Origin of the sequence: Bariatricus sp. SGI.019, assembly GCF_050315235.1 — a bacterium.
GTDB lineage: Bacteria > Bacillota > Clostridia > Lachnospirales > Lachnospiraceae > JAFBIX01.
This window is the reverse complement of sequence record NZ_JBNPOQ010000011.1, coordinates 58,265-77,223: the sequence shown is the minus strand read 5'-3', so window position 1 is coordinate 77,223 and position 18,959 is coordinate 58,265. Positions and strand designations below refer to the sequence as shown.

18 protein-coding genes are annotated in these 18,959 nt (G+C 43.4%); 9 read left to right on the top strand and 9 right to left on the bottom strand.

Features of this window, described 5'->3' with window-relative positions:
- The first annotated feature begins 18 nt into the window (after positions 1 to 18).
- The 3 genes from ACQRD1_RS08670 to ACQRD1_RS08660 all read left to right on the top strand — a co-directional run bounded on the left by ACQRD1_RS08670 (position 19) and on the right by ACQRD1_RS08660 (position 2,148).
- Positions 19 to 945, top strand: coding sequence for a SpoIID/LytB domain-containing protein (locus ACQRD1_RS08670; protein ID WP_235232483.1), 927 nt, complete (start codon positions 19 to 21; stop codon positions 943 to 945).
- Positions 946 to 989: 44 nt separating this feature from the next.
- A complete protein-coding gene (locus ACQRD1_RS08665) occupies positions 990 to 1,748 on the top strand; it encodes a M23 family metallopeptidase (protein WP_347375620.1) in 759 nt (252 codons plus the stop codon).
- A gap of 151 nt (positions 1,749 to 1,899) precedes the next feature.
- The gene (locus tag ACQRD1_RS08660; protein ID WP_235232481.1) at positions 1,900 to 2,148 is read left to right on the top strand and encodes a GIY-YIG nuclease family protein; all 249 of its coding nucleotides are present in this window, start codon (positions 1,900 to 1,902) and stop codon (positions 2,146 to 2,148) included.
- Positions 2,149 to 2,210: 62 nt separating this feature from the next.
- Here ACQRD1_RS08660 and trhA read toward each other — a convergent pair whose 3' ends face one another.
- Positions 2,211 to 2,873, bottom strand: a complete 663-nt coding sequence (gene trhA / locus ACQRD1_RS08655) for a PAQR family membrane homeostasis protein TrhA (protein ID WP_427787256.1) — start codon at positions 2,871 to 2,873, stop codon at positions 2,211 to 2,213.
- 275 nt (positions 2,874 to 3,148) lie between these two features.
- Between trhA and ACQRD1_RS08650 the strand changes: the two genes are divergently transcribed.
- Positions 3,149 to 3,718, top strand: a complete 570-nt coding sequence (locus ACQRD1_RS08650) for an ECF transporter S component (protein WP_235232479.1) — start codon at positions 3,149 to 3,151, stop codon at positions 3,716 to 3,718.
- Positions 3,719 to 3,748: 30 nt separating this feature from the next.
- On the opposite strand, the gene ACQRD1_RS08645 is transcribed toward ACQRD1_RS08650, so the two are convergent.
- The 3 genes from ACQRD1_RS08645 to ACQRD1_RS08635 form a co-directional block, all read right to left on the bottom strand.
- On the bottom strand, positions 3,749 to 4,642 hold the full coding sequence (locus ACQRD1_RS08645) for a LysR family transcriptional regulator (RefSeq protein WP_347375622.1): 894 nt from the start codon (positions 4,640 to 4,642) through the stop codon (positions 3,749 to 3,751).
- A gap of 286 nt (positions 4,643 to 4,928) precedes the next feature.
- Complete coding sequence (locus ACQRD1_RS08640; RefSeq protein ID WP_347375623.1) at positions 4,929 to 5,537, bottom strand: nucleoside recognition protein; 609 nt, start codon at positions 5,535 to 5,537, stop codon at positions 4,929 to 4,931.
- Between the two features lie 122 nt (positions 5,538 to 5,659).
- Positions 5,660 to 7,024, bottom strand: a complete 1,365-nt coding sequence (locus ACQRD1_RS08635; RefSeq protein ID WP_347375624.1) for an MATE family efflux transporter — start codon at positions 7,022 to 7,024, stop codon at positions 5,660 to 5,662.
- Between the two features lie 195 nt (positions 7,025 to 7,219).
- Here ACQRD1_RS08635 and ACQRD1_RS08630 point away from each other — a divergent pair, with 195 nt between their 5' ends.
- The gene (locus ACQRD1_RS08630; RefSeq protein WP_347375625.1) at positions 7,220 to 7,747 is read left to right on the top strand and encodes a spore maturation protein; all 528 of its coding nucleotides are present in this window, start codon (positions 7,220 to 7,222) and stop codon (positions 7,745 to 7,747) included.
- A 77-nt stretch (positions 7,748 to 7,824) separates the two neighbouring features.
- On the opposite strand, the gene ACQRD1_RS08625 is transcribed toward ACQRD1_RS08630, so the two are convergent.
- From ACQRD1_RS08625 to ACQRD1_RS08610, 4 genes are all read right to left on the bottom strand, one after another.
- The gene (locus tag ACQRD1_RS08625; RefSeq protein WP_347375626.1) at positions 7,825 to 8,460 is read right to left on the bottom strand and encodes a hypothetical protein; all 636 of its coding nucleotides are present in this window, start codon (positions 8,458 to 8,460) and stop codon (positions 7,825 to 7,827) included.
- Between the two features lie 115 nt (positions 8,461 to 8,575).
- Positions 8,576 to 9,376, bottom strand: a complete 801-nt coding sequence (locus ACQRD1_RS08620) for an MBL fold metallo-hydrolase (protein WP_427787255.1) — start codon at positions 9,374 to 9,376, stop codon at positions 8,576 to 8,578.
- A 185-nt stretch (positions 9,377 to 9,561) separates the two neighbouring features.
- A complete protein-coding gene (locus ACQRD1_RS08615) occupies positions 9,562 to 11,340 on the bottom strand; it encodes a DUF885 domain-containing protein (protein WP_427787254.1) in 1,779 nt (592 codons plus the stop codon).
- Positions 11,341 to 11,526: 186 nt separating this feature from the next.
- Positions 11,527 to 12,624, bottom strand: coding sequence for a hypothetical protein (locus ACQRD1_RS08610; RefSeq protein WP_427787253.1), 1,098 nt, complete (start codon positions 12,622 to 12,624; stop codon positions 11,527 to 11,529).
- 237 nt (positions 12,625 to 12,861) lie between these two features.
- On the opposite strand from ACQRD1_RS08610, the gene ACQRD1_RS08605 reads away from it, so the two are divergent.
- From ACQRD1_RS08605 to ACQRD1_RS08590, 4 genes are all read left to right on the top strand, one after another.
- Positions 12,862 to 13,809 carry a hypothetical protein gene (locus tag ACQRD1_RS08605; RefSeq protein WP_427787252.1) on the top strand — a complete coding sequence of 316 codons (948 nt, stop codon included), beginning with the start codon at positions 12,862 to 12,864 and terminating at the stop codon, positions 13,807 to 13,809.
- Between the two features lie 594 nt (positions 13,810 to 14,403).
- Positions 14,404 to 16,332 carry a methionine--tRNA ligase gene (metG, locus tag ACQRD1_RS08600; protein WP_427787251.1) on the top strand — a complete coding sequence of 643 codons (1,929 nt, stop codon included), beginning with the start codon at positions 14,404 to 14,406 and terminating at the stop codon, positions 16,330 to 16,332.
- A gap of 114 nt (positions 16,333 to 16,446) precedes the next feature.
- Positions 16,447 to 17,433, top strand: coding sequence for a diaminopimelate dehydrogenase (locus tag ACQRD1_RS08595; protein ID WP_235232468.1), 987 nt, complete (start codon positions 16,447 to 16,449; stop codon positions 17,431 to 17,433).
- 85 nt (positions 17,434 to 17,518) lie between these two features.
- Positions 17,519 to 18,286 (top strand): TatD family hydrolase, encoded by a 768-nt coding sequence (locus ACQRD1_RS08590; protein ID WP_427787282.1) that lies wholly within the window; start codon positions 17,519 to 17,521, stop codon positions 18,284 to 18,286.
- A gap of 232 nt (positions 18,287 to 18,518) precedes the next feature.
- Here the strand turns inward: ACQRD1_RS08590 and ACQRD1_RS08585 are convergent, their stop codons facing one another.
- Positions 18,519 to 18,863: a hypothetical protein gene (locus ACQRD1_RS08585; protein ID WP_235232467.1), complete on the bottom strand. Its 345-nt coding sequence runs from the start codon at positions 18,861 to 18,863 to the stop codon at positions 18,519 to 18,521.
- Between the last annotated feature and the right edge of the window lie 96 nt (positions 18,864 to 18,959).

The window sequence follows — 18,959 nt, the reverse complement described above, 5'->3', positions numbered from 1 at the left end:
GTATGGGAGGGTATTTTTATGCGAGCAAAGTTCAAAAAATTCGGATGTTATGTCATCATTATTATATTACTGCCATACGTGGTCACGGTGTTCCTGAATGGGCCAAGCATTACTTCTTACTCGCATGTGGATGAGACGTATGTGAAAGTAAGGGTGGCGGATGCTTCAGGGGATGAAGCTGCCGGTGGGGATGCTGCAGCAGGAACCGTAGTGGAGATGCCGATTGAGGAATATTGTGTGGGAATGTTAGCAAAAGAGATCCCGGCATCTTATGAAGAAGAGGCATTAAAGGCACAGGCGATTCTGGTACGGACGGATGTCTATAAGAAGATTAATGAGTCGGGAAGCGATACGGTATTGGAAGGTGACTTCTGGACACAAAAGCAGATGGAAAAGGCATGGGGTGGTAAATATTCGAAATATTATCATAAGCTTGAGAAAGTCTGGAGTGAGACCGAAGGGCAGGTGCTCAATTACGGAGATACACTGGCACTGACACCATTTTTCCGGCTGAGTAATGGCTGGACTCGTGATGCCAAAGAGGTATTGGAAAGTGAAGATTATCCTTACCTTAAGATCGTAGAATGTCCGGACGATATCGAAGCCGAGAAGCAGCTGCAGACGGTGACAGTGGATGATATGGATGCAGAGATTACGGCAACAGATACCGCAGGATATGTGTTGAATGTCCGTGTCGGACAGGAGAATGTCAGCGGCGAAGAATTTCGCAATACATACAAGTTGGCTTCGGGATGCTTTACCTTACAGCGCTGCAACGGACAGATTCGGATCACGACTAGAGGAATCGGTCATGGGCTGGGGTTAAGCCAGTATGAAGCCAATCAAATGGCAAAAAACGGCAAAGCATATGAAGAGATTCTGCAATATTTTTTTGAAGGAACCGAAATCAAAGAAGTCGCAGAAATATTACTGGATACAGAATAAGACCATCGCGATCTGGCAAAAATATAGTCAGAGGTGGTGATAAGATGAATAAAAAGCAAAAGCCTTCGCAGAAAAAGAAGGCTGCTACCGTTGCGGCAGTATTATGCTTTGTGGCAGCAATTGCAATAGTTGGAACATATACATTCAATGACTATAAAACGACACAGCAAAAAGAACAGCTTGCGCGGGCGGAGGAAACCAATGATACAGAAGATGAAAAAGATACGGAACCGGCGGAAGAGGCCAACAATCTAGTTGTCAGCAATCAAGATGACACTAAGGAGCAGGAAGACCAGAATCAGGAAGACACTGCTGACACGGGTGGTACCAGTGGAAACGGAAGTGCAGTACAAAGTACATCCGGAAGCGGAACGAACGTAAGCTTTAATGAAGACAGTACACTTCTGTGGCCGGTAGACGGTACGATCCTGATGAGCTATAGTATGGACAAGACCGTATATTTCTCGACCCTGGATCAGTATAAGTACAATCCGGCAGTCATTATCTCCGGTGCCGAAGGTGACCAAGTCATCTCCGCGACAGCCGGAATCGTCAAATCCATCGATGTCACGGCAGAGACCGGAACGACCGTCAATGTAGATATCGGCAATGGATACGAACTATTCTATGGTCAGCTCAAAGAAGTCCCGGTTAAAGTCGGCGATTATGTGGAGGCAAAGACCGTGTTAGGTTATGTCAGCCAGCCGACCAAATACTACAGCGTAGAAGGATGCAACGTCTACTTCGAGATGCGAAAAGACGGACAGCCAGTAAATCCAGTCGAATACCTGGCAGAAGAATAAGTCTTGTTTGGGGACGGGGGTTTTTTCATTTTCCTCCGTCCCAAATTCAGATATCCCTGTCCCTTTTTCAAGTATCCCTGTCCCCATTTGACAATTGTGGAAATTTTTCTATAATAATAAACAATATGAAAAAATAAGTCGGAGCAGGAATATGAACTATACATATATTGTGAGATGTAAAGACGGAAGCCTCTACACTGGCTGGACAAATGATATAGAAAAGCGTATAAAAGCCCACAATGAGGGAAAAGGAGCGAAATATACCAAGTCAAGACGACCGGTAAAGTTGGTGTATTATGAGGAGTTTCAAACAAAAGAAGAGGCTATGAAAAGAGAGTATGCGATCAAGCATATGCGACGAAAAGAGAAAGAAAAGATCATTGGGGACAGGGTAAATTGAAAAAGGGACAGGGATATTTGAATCTGGGACGGAGGAAAATGAAAAAACCCCCGTCCCCAATTTTAAAGTACGAATGCGTACATGACGATGAAGTGGCAGGCACTGCCGCCCATAACGAATAGGTGGAAGATCTCGTGGCTGCCGAAGTATTTGTGGCGGCTATTGAAGAGTGGCAGCTTTAATGCGTAGATGACTCCGCCTACGGTGTAGATGATTCCGCCGGCGAGGAGCCAGTCGAAAGCAGCCGGTGACATGGAGTTGAGCAGTTGGGTAAATGCCAGCACGCAGGTCCATCCCATGCCGATATAAAGCACGGAGGATACCCATTTTGGACAGTATACCCAGAATGCTTTGATCAGAATCCCGACAATGGCGATTCCCCATACAATAGAGAGGAGAATGATTCCGGTCTTCCCTTTGAGGACCAGCAGGCAGATTGGTGTATAGCTTCCGGCAATGAGTACGCTGATCATCATATGATCGATTTTCTTTAAGATTGTATTGATTTTCTCGGATTTATTAAAAGTGTGATATGTGGTGCTTGCCGCATATAATAGGATTAAGCTTATCGCATAGATTGCGATTGAGATTACGTATATCCTGCTTGGTTCGTGTGCGGCCTTTATCAACAAAGGTACTGCTGCAAATATAGCCATGAGCATTCCGATGAAATGTGTGATGGCGCTTCCCGGGTCTTTGATGTGTTCTTCGATTGACTGTGTCATAGTAACACCTCCTGAAATATTAAAATCACAACAAGTAGTATTTAATACTACATAATCTATATGTGTATATTATACCCGATATTCCTAAAATGCAAGCAGAATTTGAAAATTTAAGATTTTTCTTAGAAAATGAGTAAGTGTGTTCATAAATAATCAAGTGGCATGGTTAAATATAAAATAACTGGCTGTTTCTGTAAATCCACATTGATGATAACATAATTTGGAAAATCAAAGGAGTGTAGAGAAAGGTAGGAAGAGTGATGGAGGCAGAAACAGTGAAAACGAATTCGAGAGATAATGTAAAAGCGATGGTGATTACCGCTTTTTTTGCAGCAATTACATTTTTAGGAATACAGGCATTTCGCATCCCGCTCCCGGCAGCGATAGGAACACCATTTGTGCATTTTGGACATATTTTTGTTGTAATGGGGTTATTACTTCAGGGCGGAAAAAGAGGTGCGATATCTGGAACGATTGGTCTGGTCGTATTTGATATATTGAATGGTTATATTCAGGATATTCCACAGGTCTTTATCGAAACAATGGTAAAATGTCTGATTGTGGGAGCGATCTTTTATTTGCTTCAGAATAGAGCAGTGCAGGATAAGAAGAGGGAGTATAGAAATGCGATTATATGTGCGATTATCTATGGCTGTTTGAATATTGTGATTGAGCTTGTGATGGGAACGATTAAGATGATGTTGCTGGGAAGTGGATTTGCGGCGGCATTTGTCGGATCAGTCGTGTCAATTCCGGCAACAGCAATCAATGCTATATTTATGGTCGTTGCGATTGCGGTGCTGTATAAGCCCGTCAGCAATATTTACCGACGAATCGCATGCTAGAATTGCAGGATAGATCCGCCGGCAAATGGATTACTCAGAATCAGGAATATGTTTTTTTATATAATGAATGAATTCTGTGGCGACGTGGGATAGTTGATGATCTTTGTTCCAGATTAAGACATAGGAGGCCGTCACGGAAGGATTGACCAGTTCTTTTATGCAAATGTCGGAGCTTATGCCCACTTCTGCTGCAGAAGCGGGATATATGGCAATTCCGACGCCTTGGCGTGTTAATTCAAAGGCATTGAGCATATGGGCAATTCGGCAGCGGATCTTAGGTTTCTGACCGGTCATCTGAAACCATCCGCTGATTTCCTGGAGACGGGATGCACGCGAAGGGATTATAAGGTCATAAGGTGCCAATTCCGCTAATTCAATGGTGCTTCCTTCATGACGTGCAAGTGGATGCGAGGACGGAATCATGGCAATCCAGGGCTCTTTATAGACGGAAAGTGCTTCTACACCTTCTGCATTATGAGGTTTCATGATGATTGCCAGATCGCATAATCCCTTCATGACGCGGTTTACGACGTCGTCCGAGTTCCCGTTCCAGAGATTGTACTGTACATGAGGATGAAGCTGATGAAAGCCCGCAATCCACTCGGAAAACAGACGGGGAGCATGGCCCTCTACGGACGCAAGAAAAAGAGTTCCCTGAAGTCCCTGCTTCATTTCGCGGATTTCTTCCGTGGATTTATTTACCAGATCGATCACCTGGATGGCGTATTGGCGAAATAACTGACCTTCTTCCGTAAGCTGGAGCGCATGCGGATTACGGATAAATAATTTCACGCCCAATTCATTTTCCAGATCTTGAATCTGACGGCTTAGCGGAGGCTGTGCAATACAAAGCTTGTCTGCAGCCCTTGTAAAATTCATTTCCTCGGCAACCGCCAAAAAATAGCGAATATGTCTTAATTCCATCGTAAAATATCTCCATTCCATCATACTTAAAAGGTATTAATATAAGCTTATTATATGTATTTCCATATAAGGAGTCAATGTGTTATATTAAAATCAACAAAAGGAAGTATACTATGAAAGCTTTACAGTTTGCACCAGATAACCCATGATGTTACGCAATGCTGAAAAAATGAATAAAGACTGTAATGGAAGAAATAGATAAGGGATACCGACAAATGTGCGTCAGGTATCCCTATTTCGTTGCCGTACTTTTGGAGAAAGCCCTCGGGCAGCAAGTTTTCACAGCTTATGAATGGTCCATAATCTTACAATAAAGTAATGCAGCCAATGTACTTATGGATGTTGCGATAATCCCGGCGCCCACGATGGCTGCTGGATTCACACTCCCATACTGACTGCGGTAAGCAATAACATTTACAGGAATCAATTGCAAAGAAGAAATGTTAATGATCAAAAACGTGCACATCTCATTGCTTGCTACACCCCTTTTTTGAATCGGTCCCGGCTGACGCTCGCTCCTTCGATCCTCCTCCAATCGGCCAAGCTCCTCCATTGCCCGCAGGCCCGCCGGAGTCGCTGCCCATCCAAGCCCTAATACATTAGCGATCAGGTTCGTTGTGATATGCTCCTCAGCAGGATGCCCTACCGGAAGATTGGGAAATAAAAAGCGAATCAACGGTCGGATTCTGCGGGATGCACTTTGAATCAGCCCCGCTTTCTCGGCAATTTCCATTAGTCCCACCCAGAGAGACATGACCCCCATCATAGTAATACACAGAGAGATAGCCTCCTTGGAGGAATCAATAGCAGCATTGGTAATATCCGGCATACGGCCTGTAAAAGCTGCAAAAATAATTCCAAGAAGAATCATGGCTGCCCAAAGATAATTCAACATAATAAACACCTTGCAAAGCTTTTAGTATAGGATATGTTGTAAATTGGGGACGTAGTACTTTGCAAAAGTACTACGTCCCCAATTTACAAATGTGGTGTACCCAAATGAAAAATGCCCTGTACCTATTTGTCACTTTTCTCTAATTTTCTCCATACTGTGAATATCATTGTAACGAAGCAGACTGTTCCGCCTACAAAATTGGATATGGGTTCTGCAAGAAATACGCCATTTGTTCCAAGGGTAGCAATTGTTGGAAGCCATAAAGTGAGTGGAATTACGATAATTGCTTTTCGGAATAAGGAGAAAAAGACTGCGTGTCGATATTTACCCAATGCGGTGAAGGTGGATTGACCGGCAAATTGTAAAGCCATCATAAAGATTCCGAAAAAGTATAAATGCATGGCGGGTACGCCTTTTTCCAAAAGTTCAGGATCGCTGTTGAACAGGTGGATAAAAAAGCGCGGGAAGAAGAATAGCAGTGCCCATGCTGCGAGGGAAAAAAGGATACAGAATAAGGTGGTAAATTTAATGGAAGATTTTACCCGGTCGTATTTTTTGGCGCCATAATTAAAGCTCATTACGGGTTGAGCACCGCTTGTCATTCCATTAACTGGCATGGTAATAATTTCGCGGACAGAGTTGATAACGGTCATGATTCCAACGTATAAGTCGCCGCCATATTTCTGCAAAGTTGCGTTACAGATAATCTGGACAGAACCGTTAGTAATCGCCATAATAAATCCAGCCATGCCAAGAGCGGTAATCTCTTTGATCAGCGATGGCTGCAGTGTCATAGATTCTCTGGTCAACTTGATAATTGCTTTTTGGCCGATCAGGAAATGAAAAACCCAGATGGAAGAAACGCATTGGGAAATAATGGTAGCCAGCGCGGCGCCTTGAACATCCATGTGGAGACCAAAGATAAATATTGGGTCTAATATCAGATTGAGGACAGCGCCGATTGAAACAGTCAACATTCCGGTAATCCCGAATCCCTGAGCGTTGATAAAATTGTTCATACCAAGGCTGGTCATGACAAATAATGTTCCCAGCAGGTAAATGCGAAGATAAGCATCAGCGTAAGGATAGGTAACATCACTGGCACCGAAAAGATATAATAACGGATGCTTAAATACAAAACACAAAATGGCCAGGACCGTTCCAGATAATAAAAGCATAGTAAAAGAATTTCCCATAATCTTCTGCGCACGTTCCGTTTCCTTGGCGCCGCGGGACATGGAAAATAAAGGAGCTCCGCCCATGCCAAATAGATTGGCAAAAGCAGTGATGATCGTAATAACAGGCAGAGTAAGTCCAATTCCAGTTAAAGCTTCTGTGGAAGTATGCGGGATATGACCGATGTAGATCCGGTCAATGACATTATATAAGACATTAATTAGTTGCGCCAAAGTCATAGGAACCGCAAGACGCAAAATATTTGCAGCAATACTTCCCTGACCAAAATCCTTCTTTTGTTGCGTTTTCATGTTATGCGTTTTCATGTTATGTGTTTTTATGTTACGTGTTCTCATATCTATCACCATTACAATTTATAGTATTTTATATCATAAAATCTCTAATAAGTAGTATATGCGTAGTAAGAAAGATTTTCAATTATAAAAAACCCTGTCCCTACATATAATGTAAGCAACTATATGGGAAGTATGAAATGGGGAACTTATGTGAAAATCTTGATGTATGTGACGGATTTTATTGTTCCGCTTGTTATCTTTGGAATTGTAAGTTATGGTGTTTTGATGAAGGTGGATGTCTATGATACTTTTATTAAGGGGGCGAAAAGTGGATTTTATACGGTGATTAAGATTCTTCCGACATTGGTAGGGTTAATGGTTGCAGTGGGGGTATTGAGGGCTTCAGGGTTCCTTGATTTTTTGTCAGATATTATTGGGAGATTTTCTGAGTACATAGGCTTTCCCGGTGAATTGGTGCCGCTTACAGTCGTGAAGATGTTTTCTTCATCGGCCGCAACGGGACTTTTGTTGGATGTATATAAGGAGTATGGCACAGATTCTTATATTGGACTGATTGCATCTATCAGTATGTCGTGCACAGAAACTATTTTTTATACAATGAGTGTGTATTTTATGACGGCGAAAGTAACGAAAACAAGATATACACTGGGAGGTGCCATGTTTGCTACATTTGCCGGACTGATTGCAAGTGTGATCCTAGCCGGGCTGATGGCCTGAGGAAAATATGAATATAGAATGAAAAAGGACTGTCTATGACAGCCCTTAGAATATGTATCCAATCACTATTAATTTTACTATTTGTCTTTATCCTTGTCCTTGCTGCGTGGATTTTTCCAAATATTCAAGGCGGCGATGATACCGACAATATATAAAATGCTTATCAAAATCATTGGATTGTCTTTGAGCAGGTATACGATAGCAACGATGGCCGCCAGAGAGATCGTTAGCTGGAAAGCGATCAGCAGTCGCTTCTCTTTCACTTCTTTTGCCTGTTGCAGAAATTCTAATCGTTGTTGCTCTAACTTGAGATAATCCATCAGATCCTCATCTTTAATACGCGAAAGAATCAATTTGTCCCTTGTGTTCTCAACATCACGGGCGCGAGAACGGAAGAAATGCCTGTGGGGTTTTTCGTCTTCATCGCAATCTATATCGTCGAAATCGTCGTATTCATATGAAGCCTTTTGCTCTGTAGTGTGAGACGTTGTAGATTCATTTGATGTTGCAGATTCTGTACGTTCAGCCGCAATAGATTCTTTTGCTGCAGCAGAATCTACATCTCCGCCAGGTACTGGATTAACGGAATTGTCTGCTGTTATCTGCGCTTCTGCTTCTATTGAATTTGATTTATTCCCAATCGACACAATTTTATTTGCATCAGACTTGCTTTCGATATTCTCTTCTTTAACCATATTTACTTCTTCAGACACAAGCTATACCTCCCTGTTAAATTTCTTTTATCATAACAATTTCCGACATAAAATTCAACAAATCTGATGAATGCAATTCTTAAATTTTATGGTAGTCCGAGGAAAATGAAACACTTTAAAGTGTGAAAGTCTCTAAATCATCCGGTACAAACAAATTTCCATGATAATATTGCCGGCCTTCTTTGGTATATAGTTTTTTCCGTTCTGCCAGATGTGATTCTTCGGTATGATAGAGCAGAAGGTTAGGAATCCCGAGCTTTTCTGCAAGCTGGCAGGCTTCTTTTACTGTACTGTGGTGTTTTTCGTAAGGTTTGAACTTGTCTGCTTCGCGGAACAGACAGAAGGCTTCATGTAAGAGCCAATCACTGTCTTTTACATATTCAAAATTGACCTCGTTGTATGGCTCGTCTCCAACGCAAGTGAATTTTATGCCATTATTCAGCTGCATGGTAAATCCAAATTGTTTCGCCTTTGTAGAAGCAATGTCAAAGAAGGTTATTGGACAGTCAAGGATTTTGCGTTGTTCACCATTTTTTACAATATCAAATTGGATTCTTTCGCCCATATGTCTGCAGACCTTTTGTTGAATGGTCATGCTGGCGATTGACCGAATTTTTTCAGACAATTCTCTGTGGCAGTAGATATGTAAGTCACCGTCATATTTTCCCTGATTCATTTTCTGACCGATAATGCGAATCAGCCAGATGATCCCAAGAACATGATCCACATGCTCGTGAGTAACAAAAATATCATGAATGTCAGTAATCTGGATTTTAGTATCTTTTAAGACTTTTAATATCCGATTTCCGCCGCCGGCATCTACCAGAAAATGTCTGTCGCCATCCGAAATGGCAAAACAAGTATTGTAGCATTCTGATACGGCAGCATTTCCGGTCCCTAATATTGTTAGCTTCATATAAACATCTCCAATCTTTTGCTTTTATATCATGTTTTCAATAGAAATAATGGTTTGGTAGTTTTCAGTATAACACAGGAAATAAAGTAATGCCCAGTTGCTTTCAGCGAGATTCACAATAATGGTAGTATTGGCGAAAAAATACAAAAAGGGACAGGGTAAAGTCAAAAAGGGACACGGTAAATTTAATCTGGGACGGAGGAAAATGAAAAAACCCCCGTCCCCAATTCTTCAAATGATGCTGGCCCGATGTCGAGCACGGCTTTGTGGAATCTTTCTTGTGTGAATTCGCTTCCCCATTTTTCGATTGCTTCTTTTTTTAACTCCAGAAATTCGACATATCCAATATAATATTTCAAATAGTTTCCGGGATCGGCTATGATTAGGTGGAAGATATCTTCGATGGTGTTGCTGTCGGTGATTCCGTAGCTTCGGAAGAAGGATACGGTGTCGGTCAGGGCCCAGCCGTCGTAGTGTATGCCCATGTCGGCGAGTGCGTAGAGTCCGAGGATGACGGAGCTATTCTTCTGCAGAAGTGTGGCCTGCGCTTTGGAGATGGGAGCGTAGTAGTAGCTCAGCATCTCACTATAGGTGGCCCAGCCTTCGGTGTATCCGCCGTAATTCAGAAGCGTGCGGATGGGATCTGGATTCTGGCTGGCGAAGTAGGTGGTCTGGTACAGATGACCGGGATATCCTTCATGGGCAAGGGTCGTGAACAGGGACAGATCGTCGGGCAGATGTCCCTGATTGATGTAGATGACGTTGTTTTCGGTGTTGTCGATGGCTGGAATCATATAGAAAGCCGGACTAAGATACTCTTCCATGGATTTTTGGACGTATTTGATCTGCGTATTCACCTGTGGCGGTTCGGGAAAGTCTTTCCCCAATTTGGATTCTAACGTTGTCAGAATGGCAGCGGGATTGGAGTCTTTCAGAATCGCCCCCTGTGTTTTAAATATGTCGGAAGAGACGGAAGCTTCTTCGGTGGCGGTGGATTGTTCCTGGGTCAACACATCTTGCATAGCCGTGAGATCATCGATCATCTGATTTTGTGTCAATTGCTGAAGTTCTGGAATGCTGCGAGAGGAACCAGTCTCACTGGCAACCAGAATCTCGTAATATTTCTTCCCGTCTGGAAGATAGCAGAGTCCATTATGGTTCTTTCCACTGCCGCTTAGTGCGGTCAGGCCTTCTATTAACTCTTTATATGCTGGGAAAATATATTCCTCGATACATCGGGAATTTTCTTCTATATATGTATTACGCTGTGAATCCGTAAGATCCAGAGAATCCAGTCGTTCTTCGAAAGAAGAATAGAGATAATTGGAATTCCCCATATTGATAAATGCCTGGCATTCTTTGATAATGTCATCGGCGGAGTAAGAAGCCATAAATAGCCCCATCTCGGATTTTTCATTTTCAAATTCGATAATAGAACGGAAATATTCTGGTGTTTTGGTCAAAAGTTCCAGGTAGGTATCGATGTCGGAAGAGCCATAGAACTGATATTCCGACAGAAGTACCGGAAGCTGAGACTGGGTGCCGGTCAGAGGCGCCAGAGGTTCTTCGTACAGTGCATATTTAGATTCTGCCAGAGTATCCGCCAGACTGTCCTCCAGTATATCATAAGTGCGTTGGTTTTCATCACAAAGGCGGCTGCGGTCGTAAGATTGAAGAAGTGCAAGTGCATTTTCCGCAGAAGCGCAGATGGCTTCGGTGTCAGTAGTACAAGTACCGTAGGTTACCGGGGCATCCGTGATTCCAAAGGCTTCGGGATCTTTTAATGTATAGTGAAGTGTGATGGTACTGCCGGAGACTTCCGTGCAGAAAAGTTGATGTGTATATTCAAGAAAACGCTGATCTTCGCTTTTGTCGAGATGTAGGAACAGCTCTGCGGATAAGAAGAAAAGAATGGCAATAGAAAAAACAATTGCCACAGAGCGTTTCTTAGAGATTTTTGTCATGACGGTCCCTGAAAAAATGATTTGTATCACTATATGCGGAAAATTATTTTACAATGCAGATAATTCTGAATGTAGCTCGTGCAAAATGTATCGGAAGAAGGATAAGAGAAAGACATCGAGATGATTCTTTTTCAGTAATTAAGAAACATATCGATGTCTTTTTTTATTAAGATGTTTGATATCCGATTAAACAGTTCTTCTTTTTCTCAAGACGATTACAATTGCAGATGCTGCTATGAGCAGAGCTGCCAGAGGTGCTATTGCCTCAGCAGGGTCTCCGGTTTTGACTACGGAAGAAGCATTTGCAGTGTTAGCTACATTTTCCACAACAGCAGTTGAAGTACTGGTATTCTGTCCATTTGTATTCTGCCCGGTTGAGCCCTGAGAACCATTGCCTTGTCCACCCTGATTGCCAGAGGATGGTGAAGCGACTATCGGGAAATGATAACTATCTGTGAGATTGCCGTAACCGTTTAAATTATCTTCGAAACCGTTGCAGCTCACATCGATGCATAGGTGTGTATTATCACCGATTGATTCGGCAGGGAAAGTTATCGTACCTTTGATTGTGACGGATGCCTTTGGGGCAAGACTTTGAATCACTGCATCAGGACTGGCTATCGTTACTCCATCCATTGCTTCGTAATCGATGATTGCATTCCAATGATAGAGTTCTGTGAAGAAATTCAGCCCTCCGGCTGTAACCGTGATATCTTTCAACGAAGAATCCGTATTATTTGTAATCGTTACAGCAAATGGGTAAGGGGTTCCGGCAACTGCTTCGTTGATTGGATTCCACTGAGTCAGTTCGATAGAAAAGATCTGCTGGATTGTAAGGTCAAAGAAATTCCATCCAATGATATCAGACTCTCCAGAGGCACCTGTCTCAGGATCTACATAAGTACCATATAAGTCAACTTCACCGAGGGATTCTCCTGGGTAGGCATCTGAATTGATTGTTACGGGTACTGTTACTGGATCCGTGTTCTCAAGATTAATCGTAATATACCCATCTTCGTCTGTAGTTCCCATGGTGGAGGTAAATGGTCCGTTGATAGCAAGATAGAGATCTGTGTAATCTTCTACTGCTTCGTAATCGATCGTAAAGATAAGCTCCAGTTTGCTTCCAGCCATGATTGCATCTTCAGGTACACCAGCAACAGAGATGATGGGTTCTTCTTCCTCCTCTTCCCCTTCAGCAAAAACAGGTAAGGTGATCATCATACTGCAGGCCACTGCCAATGCCAGTGACACCCCACATAATTTTCTCATCCATTTTTTCATATATGTATTTCTTCCTTTCTTAGAATGATAGAGATATTCATGCATGATAGAAGTCTAGCATTTCCAGGGTTTCCCATCAATAAGGTGAAATTTAACATTTTTATTATCAATTGATTTCTGGCGTTGGTGTCCCTGTAGGTCTTCCGGATACGAATAAAGTTATAGTAGCAGGAATGTGTATTGGAGGGATGTGAATTTACACACGTCAATGTGCGAATGTTATCTGGAGGATGAAGAATGAATCATTTATATACTACAGAGGGGGTTCTTGAGCTTGCGAGGGAGTGCCTTCATATGGGGATGCAGGAGCGCCCGGAACTTGAGTGGCTTAAGGAGAGGCATGTGCGGGTTCGCTGCAAATATCAGCTTAAAAGCAAGCAGGAAACGGATGCTTTTCTCTATGAGCGTATGTATGGACGTGCACCGGCAAAAGATTCAGAAGCTTTGAAGATACGATATTGGCGGACCGGCAGATATATGCCGGCGAACCGGGAGCAGTGTCTGCGATTGGGGAAGGCTTTGGAGCTGTTGCCGGAAGAAATGGCTTACTTACTGCAGAATTACTATGACCGGTGTCTGGATGTCTATGATGCGTCAATGGATTTGTCGGATGTCCGTTACCAGGAAAAGAAGGATTGTATGAAGAAATTGGCAGGGACATATATCCAAAATGCATCACCGAAGAGGATGATTTGTCTGAACATTTCACTGGAAAATCCACAGGCCTGTCTGAGGCATCTGTACTTTACGGATGCATTTCATTATATAGATACGGTTGTTCCGGCGGATTCTGATATTCTGCTACGGCATATTACCAGTACAAGTTATGAATCGGAATTTGCAAGACAGATGAATTTATTAGGTGAGATTCCAAGAAAGACCATGCTGCGGCATCTGATTATCTTTAATCTGCCACAGCTTACATTGGACATAATAAATCAACAACTTGCATTTCTGGGGTATCTTCCGCTTTGTGAAGAACATACCATGGCCGGCGCAGAGCGGCTGGACTGGCTGCTGATTCGTATCATTCAATTGTATGAAGCGTTATGTGATAAAACAGACGAAGAAAAGAGTCTTGCATGGTTTCAAAAGACCTGTCGCGTGCTGGATCGGTTTTTTGTCGAGGAAAAGGAGCCAAAGATGCGCTTTATGCATTTTAAGGCATTGGATCTGCAGTTGTGAGATGGCTGGTCTGTTATTCGGTTTATGAAAATGTGGAAAAATGGGCTTTTATTCTCTGGCATATCTTGACATCAAAGCCTTCGTTATGCTACGATTTTTATTACGGATAAATATGTAAACGCAGTGATGAAGAGAGTATGCAATAGGAAGTTCTACAGAGAATTCCCGGGGATAGAGATCCGAAGGCTGAGAGGGATGGATGGAATATGGCAGAAGATGGCTTTGGAGCGGCGTGGATGAGCGAAGTAAGAAGTGCGAGGCGCACAACATCGTAAGTTCATGAAGGGAACCGCCCTTTACAGCGGCAGGATGTTTTCGACACCCAATAAGGCTTTCTGTCGTGAGGCAGGAGGTAAACAGAAGTGGTAACACGGGATTTCTCGTCTTCTCTGAATCTTCCGGATATAAGATCTGGAGGAGTCAGAGAAGGCGTTTTTTATTCTATATGATTCATAAAATAATCTGTAGGATGATCTGATGGGGTATTTTGTGGGGCATTTTGTGGTGGCCATAAAGTAGAAGAGAGAACATCTGCGAAAAAAACCGTCTTGTGCGTCAGACATATTTATGAACAATGAAAAAGGAGAGGGAATTATGAGCGATAAACCAAAATATTATATCACAACGGCGATTGCCTATACGTCCGGCAAACCGCATATTGGAAATACCTATGAGATCGTGCTGGCAGATGCAATTGCACGTTACAAACGCAGCCAGGGATATGATGTGTTTTTCCAGACCGGTACCGATGAGCACGGCCAGAAGATTGAGCTGAAAGCGCAGGAGGCAGGCATCACACCGAAGGAATACGTTGATAATGTGGCAGGAGAGATTAAGAGAATCTGGGATCTGATGAATACTTCTTATGATAAATTTATCCGCACAACGGATGAAGACCATGAGAAACAGGTTCAAAAGATTTTCAAAAAATTATATGACCAGGGAGACATTTACAAAGGATCTTATGAAGGTCTGTACTGTACTCCTTGCGAGTCTTTCTGGACAGAGTCACAGTTAGTAGACGGCAAATGTCCGGACTGCGGACGAGAAGTAAAACCAGCCAAGGAGGAAGCATATTTCTTCAGAATGAGCAAATACGCAGACCGCCTGATTGAGCATATTAATACACATCCGGAATTCATTCAGCCGGTATCCCGTAAAAATGAGATGATGAACAATTTTCTGCTTCCGGGACTTCAGGATCTGTGTGTGTCCAGAACCTCCTTCAAGTGGGGAATTCCGGTAGATTTTGATCCAAAACATGTTGTCTATGTATGGCTGGATGCGCTGACCAACTACATCACCGGAATCGGATACGACTGCGACGGCGACAGCACAGAGCAGTTCAAGAAAAACTGGCCGGCAGACCTGCATCTGATTGGAAAAGACATCATCCGCTTCCATACTATTTACTGGCCAATCTTCCTGATGGCACTGGATCTGCCACTTCCGAAACAGGTATTTGGTCATCCATGGCTTCTTCAGGGAGACGGAAAGATGAGCAAATCCAAAGGAAATGTACTTTACGCTGACGAACTGGTAGATTTCTTCGGAGTAGATGCTGTACGTTACTTCGTACTTCACGAGATGCCATTTGAAAATGACGGCGTTATCTCCTGGGAATTGATGGTAGAGCGTATGAACTCTGACCTTGCAAATACATTAGGAAACCTGGTTAACAGAACCATTTCCATGACCAATAAATACTTCGGCGGTGTAGTGACCGACAAAGGTGTTGCTGAGACAGAAGAAGAAAAGGCGGTAGATGTTGATCTGAAAGCGGTGAAAGACAATACACCAAAGGCAGTAGATGCCAAGATGGAGAATCTTCGCGTGGCAGATGCCATTACTGAGATCTTCACATTGTTCAAACGCTGCAACAAATACATCGACGAGACCATGCCATGGGCGCTGGCAAAAGACGAAGCGAAAAAAGACCGTCTGGAGACCGTGCTTTACAACCTGATTGAAAGCATCAAAGCAGGCGCAAGACTTCTGGAATCCTTCATGCCAGAGACATCCGAAAAGATCCTGGCACAGCTTGGCGACGGCAAAGTAACCGAAAAACCGGAGATCCTCTTCGCAAGACTGGACATCAATGAAGTCATGAAAAAAGTAGAAGAACTTCACCCACCGGTAGAAGAAGAGCCAGAAGCTTCCGCAGAGGAAGAAGAAGTCATCGACATCGAAGCAAAACCAGAGATCACCTTCGACGACTTCGGGAAGATGCAGTTCCAGGTCGGAGAGATCATAGCCTGTGAAGAAGTTCCGAAGTCCAGAAAACTCCTGTGCTCACAGGTGAAAATCGGGAGCCAGGTAAAACAGATCGTATCCGGCATCAAGGCACATTACAAACCAGAAGAAATGGTCGGCAAAAAAGTCATGGTACTTGTAAACTTAAAACCAGCCAAATTAGCAGGCGTGCTGTCCGAAGGCATGCTCCTGTGCGCAGAAGACGCAGATGGCAATCTGGCATTGATGACACCAGAAAAAGACATGCCCGCCGGGGCGGAAATTTGTTAATTTGGGGACGTAGACCTTTTTAAAAGGTCTACGTCCCCAAATGAAAAATGTGGTGTACCTTTTTGTAAAACGGGGTGTACCTTTTTGAAAGAAAGAGAGAGGTTTGAAGGAATTATGGAGAAAATTAGAATTGGTATTGTAGGTTATGGTAACATCGGCAGAGGTGTGGAGCTTGCGATTGCGCGCAATGAGGATATGGAGCTGAAAGTGGTATTTACACGAAGAGATCCGGCGAGTGTGCAGATTCACACAGAAGGTGTGGCTGTAAAGCGTTTCGATGACATGCTGTCGATGAAGGATGAGATTGATGTGATGGTCCTTTGTGGAGGTTCTGCAACGGATCTTCCGGTTATGGGTCCTGAGATTGTGAAGAATTTTAACACCATTGATAGTTTTGACACGCACGCAAAGATTCCGGAATATTTTGCCAATATGGATCGCGAGGCAAAGGCTGGCGGCAAGATCGGAATCATTTCCGTGGGATGGGATCCGGGTATGTTCTCGCTGAATCGTCTGTATGCAGAGTCCATTCTGGTGCAGGGAAGTACGTATACATTCTGGGGCAAAGGTGTCAGCCAGGGACATTCTGATGCGATTCGCCGTGTGCCGGGAGTGAAAAATGGCATCCAGTACACAGTTCCGATTGAAGAGGCAGTTGACCGTGTCAGAAGCGGAAGTGAGCCGGAGCTTACTACAAGAGAAAAGCATCTCCGCGAATGCTATGTGGTACCGGAAGAAGGCGCTGATCTTCAGGCAATCGAAGAAGCTATCAAGACCATGCCAAATTATTTCGATGAATATGATACCACGGTAACATTTATCACTGAAGAAGAATTGAAGGAAAATCACAGCAAGATGCCGCACGGCGGATTCGTTATCCGAAGCGGTGAGACTGGCAATGCAGGCAATAAACACGTTATCGAGTATTCTCTGAAACTGGACTCCAATCCAGAATTTACCGCAAGCGTCTTAATTGCCTATGCAAGAGCAGCTTACAGACTGTCACAGAAAGGTGAAAGCGGTGCAAGAACCGTGTTCGATATTGCACCGGCAATGCTGTCGATGAAGACACCAGAAGAGTTACGTGCAAAATTGTTGTAATTTGAAAAGGGGACAGGGTAAATTGAAAAAGGGACAGGGAGATTTTAATCTGGGACGGAGGAAAACTCAAAAACCCCCGTCCCCAATGATCTTTGATTCGCATGCGCATTATGATGATGAGCAGTTTGATGACGACCGGGAGGAGCTTCTTGGTTCTATGGCGTCGCTTGGTGTTGGCACGATTGTGAATGTGGGAGCGTCTTTGCGAGGCTGCGAGAGGGCGATGGAGCTTGCGAAGCGGTATCCGTTTGTCTATGCGGCGGTCGGGGTGCACCCGGATCATGTGGGCGATCTAAATGAGGAGACATTTGCCGTGCTGAAAGGCTGGTGCCAAGATGAGAAGGTGGTCGCAGTTGGTGAGATTGGGCTGGATTATTACTGGGATGTAGAGCCGCGTGAAGTGCAGAAAGAGTGGTTTGTCCGGCAGCTGAAGCTTGCGAGAGAGCTGAATCTACCGGTGAATATTCACAGTCGGGATGCGGCTGAGGATACGTTCGTGATCATGAAGGAACATGCGAAGGGGCAGGAAGGAATCATTCATTGTTATTCTGGGTCAAAAGAGATGGCGTTGGAATATGTGAAGTTAGGATTTTATATAGGGGTCGGAGGAGTTGTCACTTTCAAAAATGGCAAGAAGTTAAAGCAAGTAGTAGAAGCGGTTCCTCTGGAATCTATCGTATTGGAGACCGATTGCCCGTATCTTGCACCGGAACCAAACCGTGGCAAGCGTAATAATTCTTCTTATATCAAATATGTTGCAGAAGAGATTGCAAGATTGAAGGGGATGACCGGTGAGGAGGTCATAAAACAGACTGAAATAAATGCAAAAAAAGTGTATGGACTGGATGACTAGTCCATACACTTTTTTACTCTTATAGAAATTGATATGCCAAAGGATGATTCATCGGTAAGACTGCGACCAGTTCATCTTCCGCCAGAAGATATGCTTTATATTTCTGTACCCACCAGAACCAGCAGGTCCACCAGAGTCGGCAAATATAAAGACCCGGGATGCCGCACTTTGCAATGATGAAGAATGTAATTTCTTCAGAGAATTTTGTTAATGAGAATAAAGAAGATGAGCACTAAAAATCAATCTCGGTAACGATCTGACCCGAACCATTGCAGAGAACGGTGTCGTAAGGAATCCCGAGATAATAGTGCAGACTGGTGCGGTACAGCTCCAGTTCATAATATGAATTCAGATATTTTCCATTTCGCATCTGGCAGTCATCCACAATTTCTCTGGCCAATACCTCCTCTTTGATTGGAAAAAGACGGTTGATGACAATTGTCAGATGCGTTTCCGTAAGATTGGAAGAAGTAAAAATGGTAGAATGCATGACTTTGTAAGGCTGGTTTTCAAACCAGACGAAAAACAGCAGAATAAGCATAAATACAATGGCCGTAAGCCGTATCTTTCGTTTCAATATCTTCACTCCCTTGTGGATAATAACAGGCACTGTATCTTATTACAGTGTAAATTAATATATCTATTTTTTCAATGGAAATATGGGTATACTTAA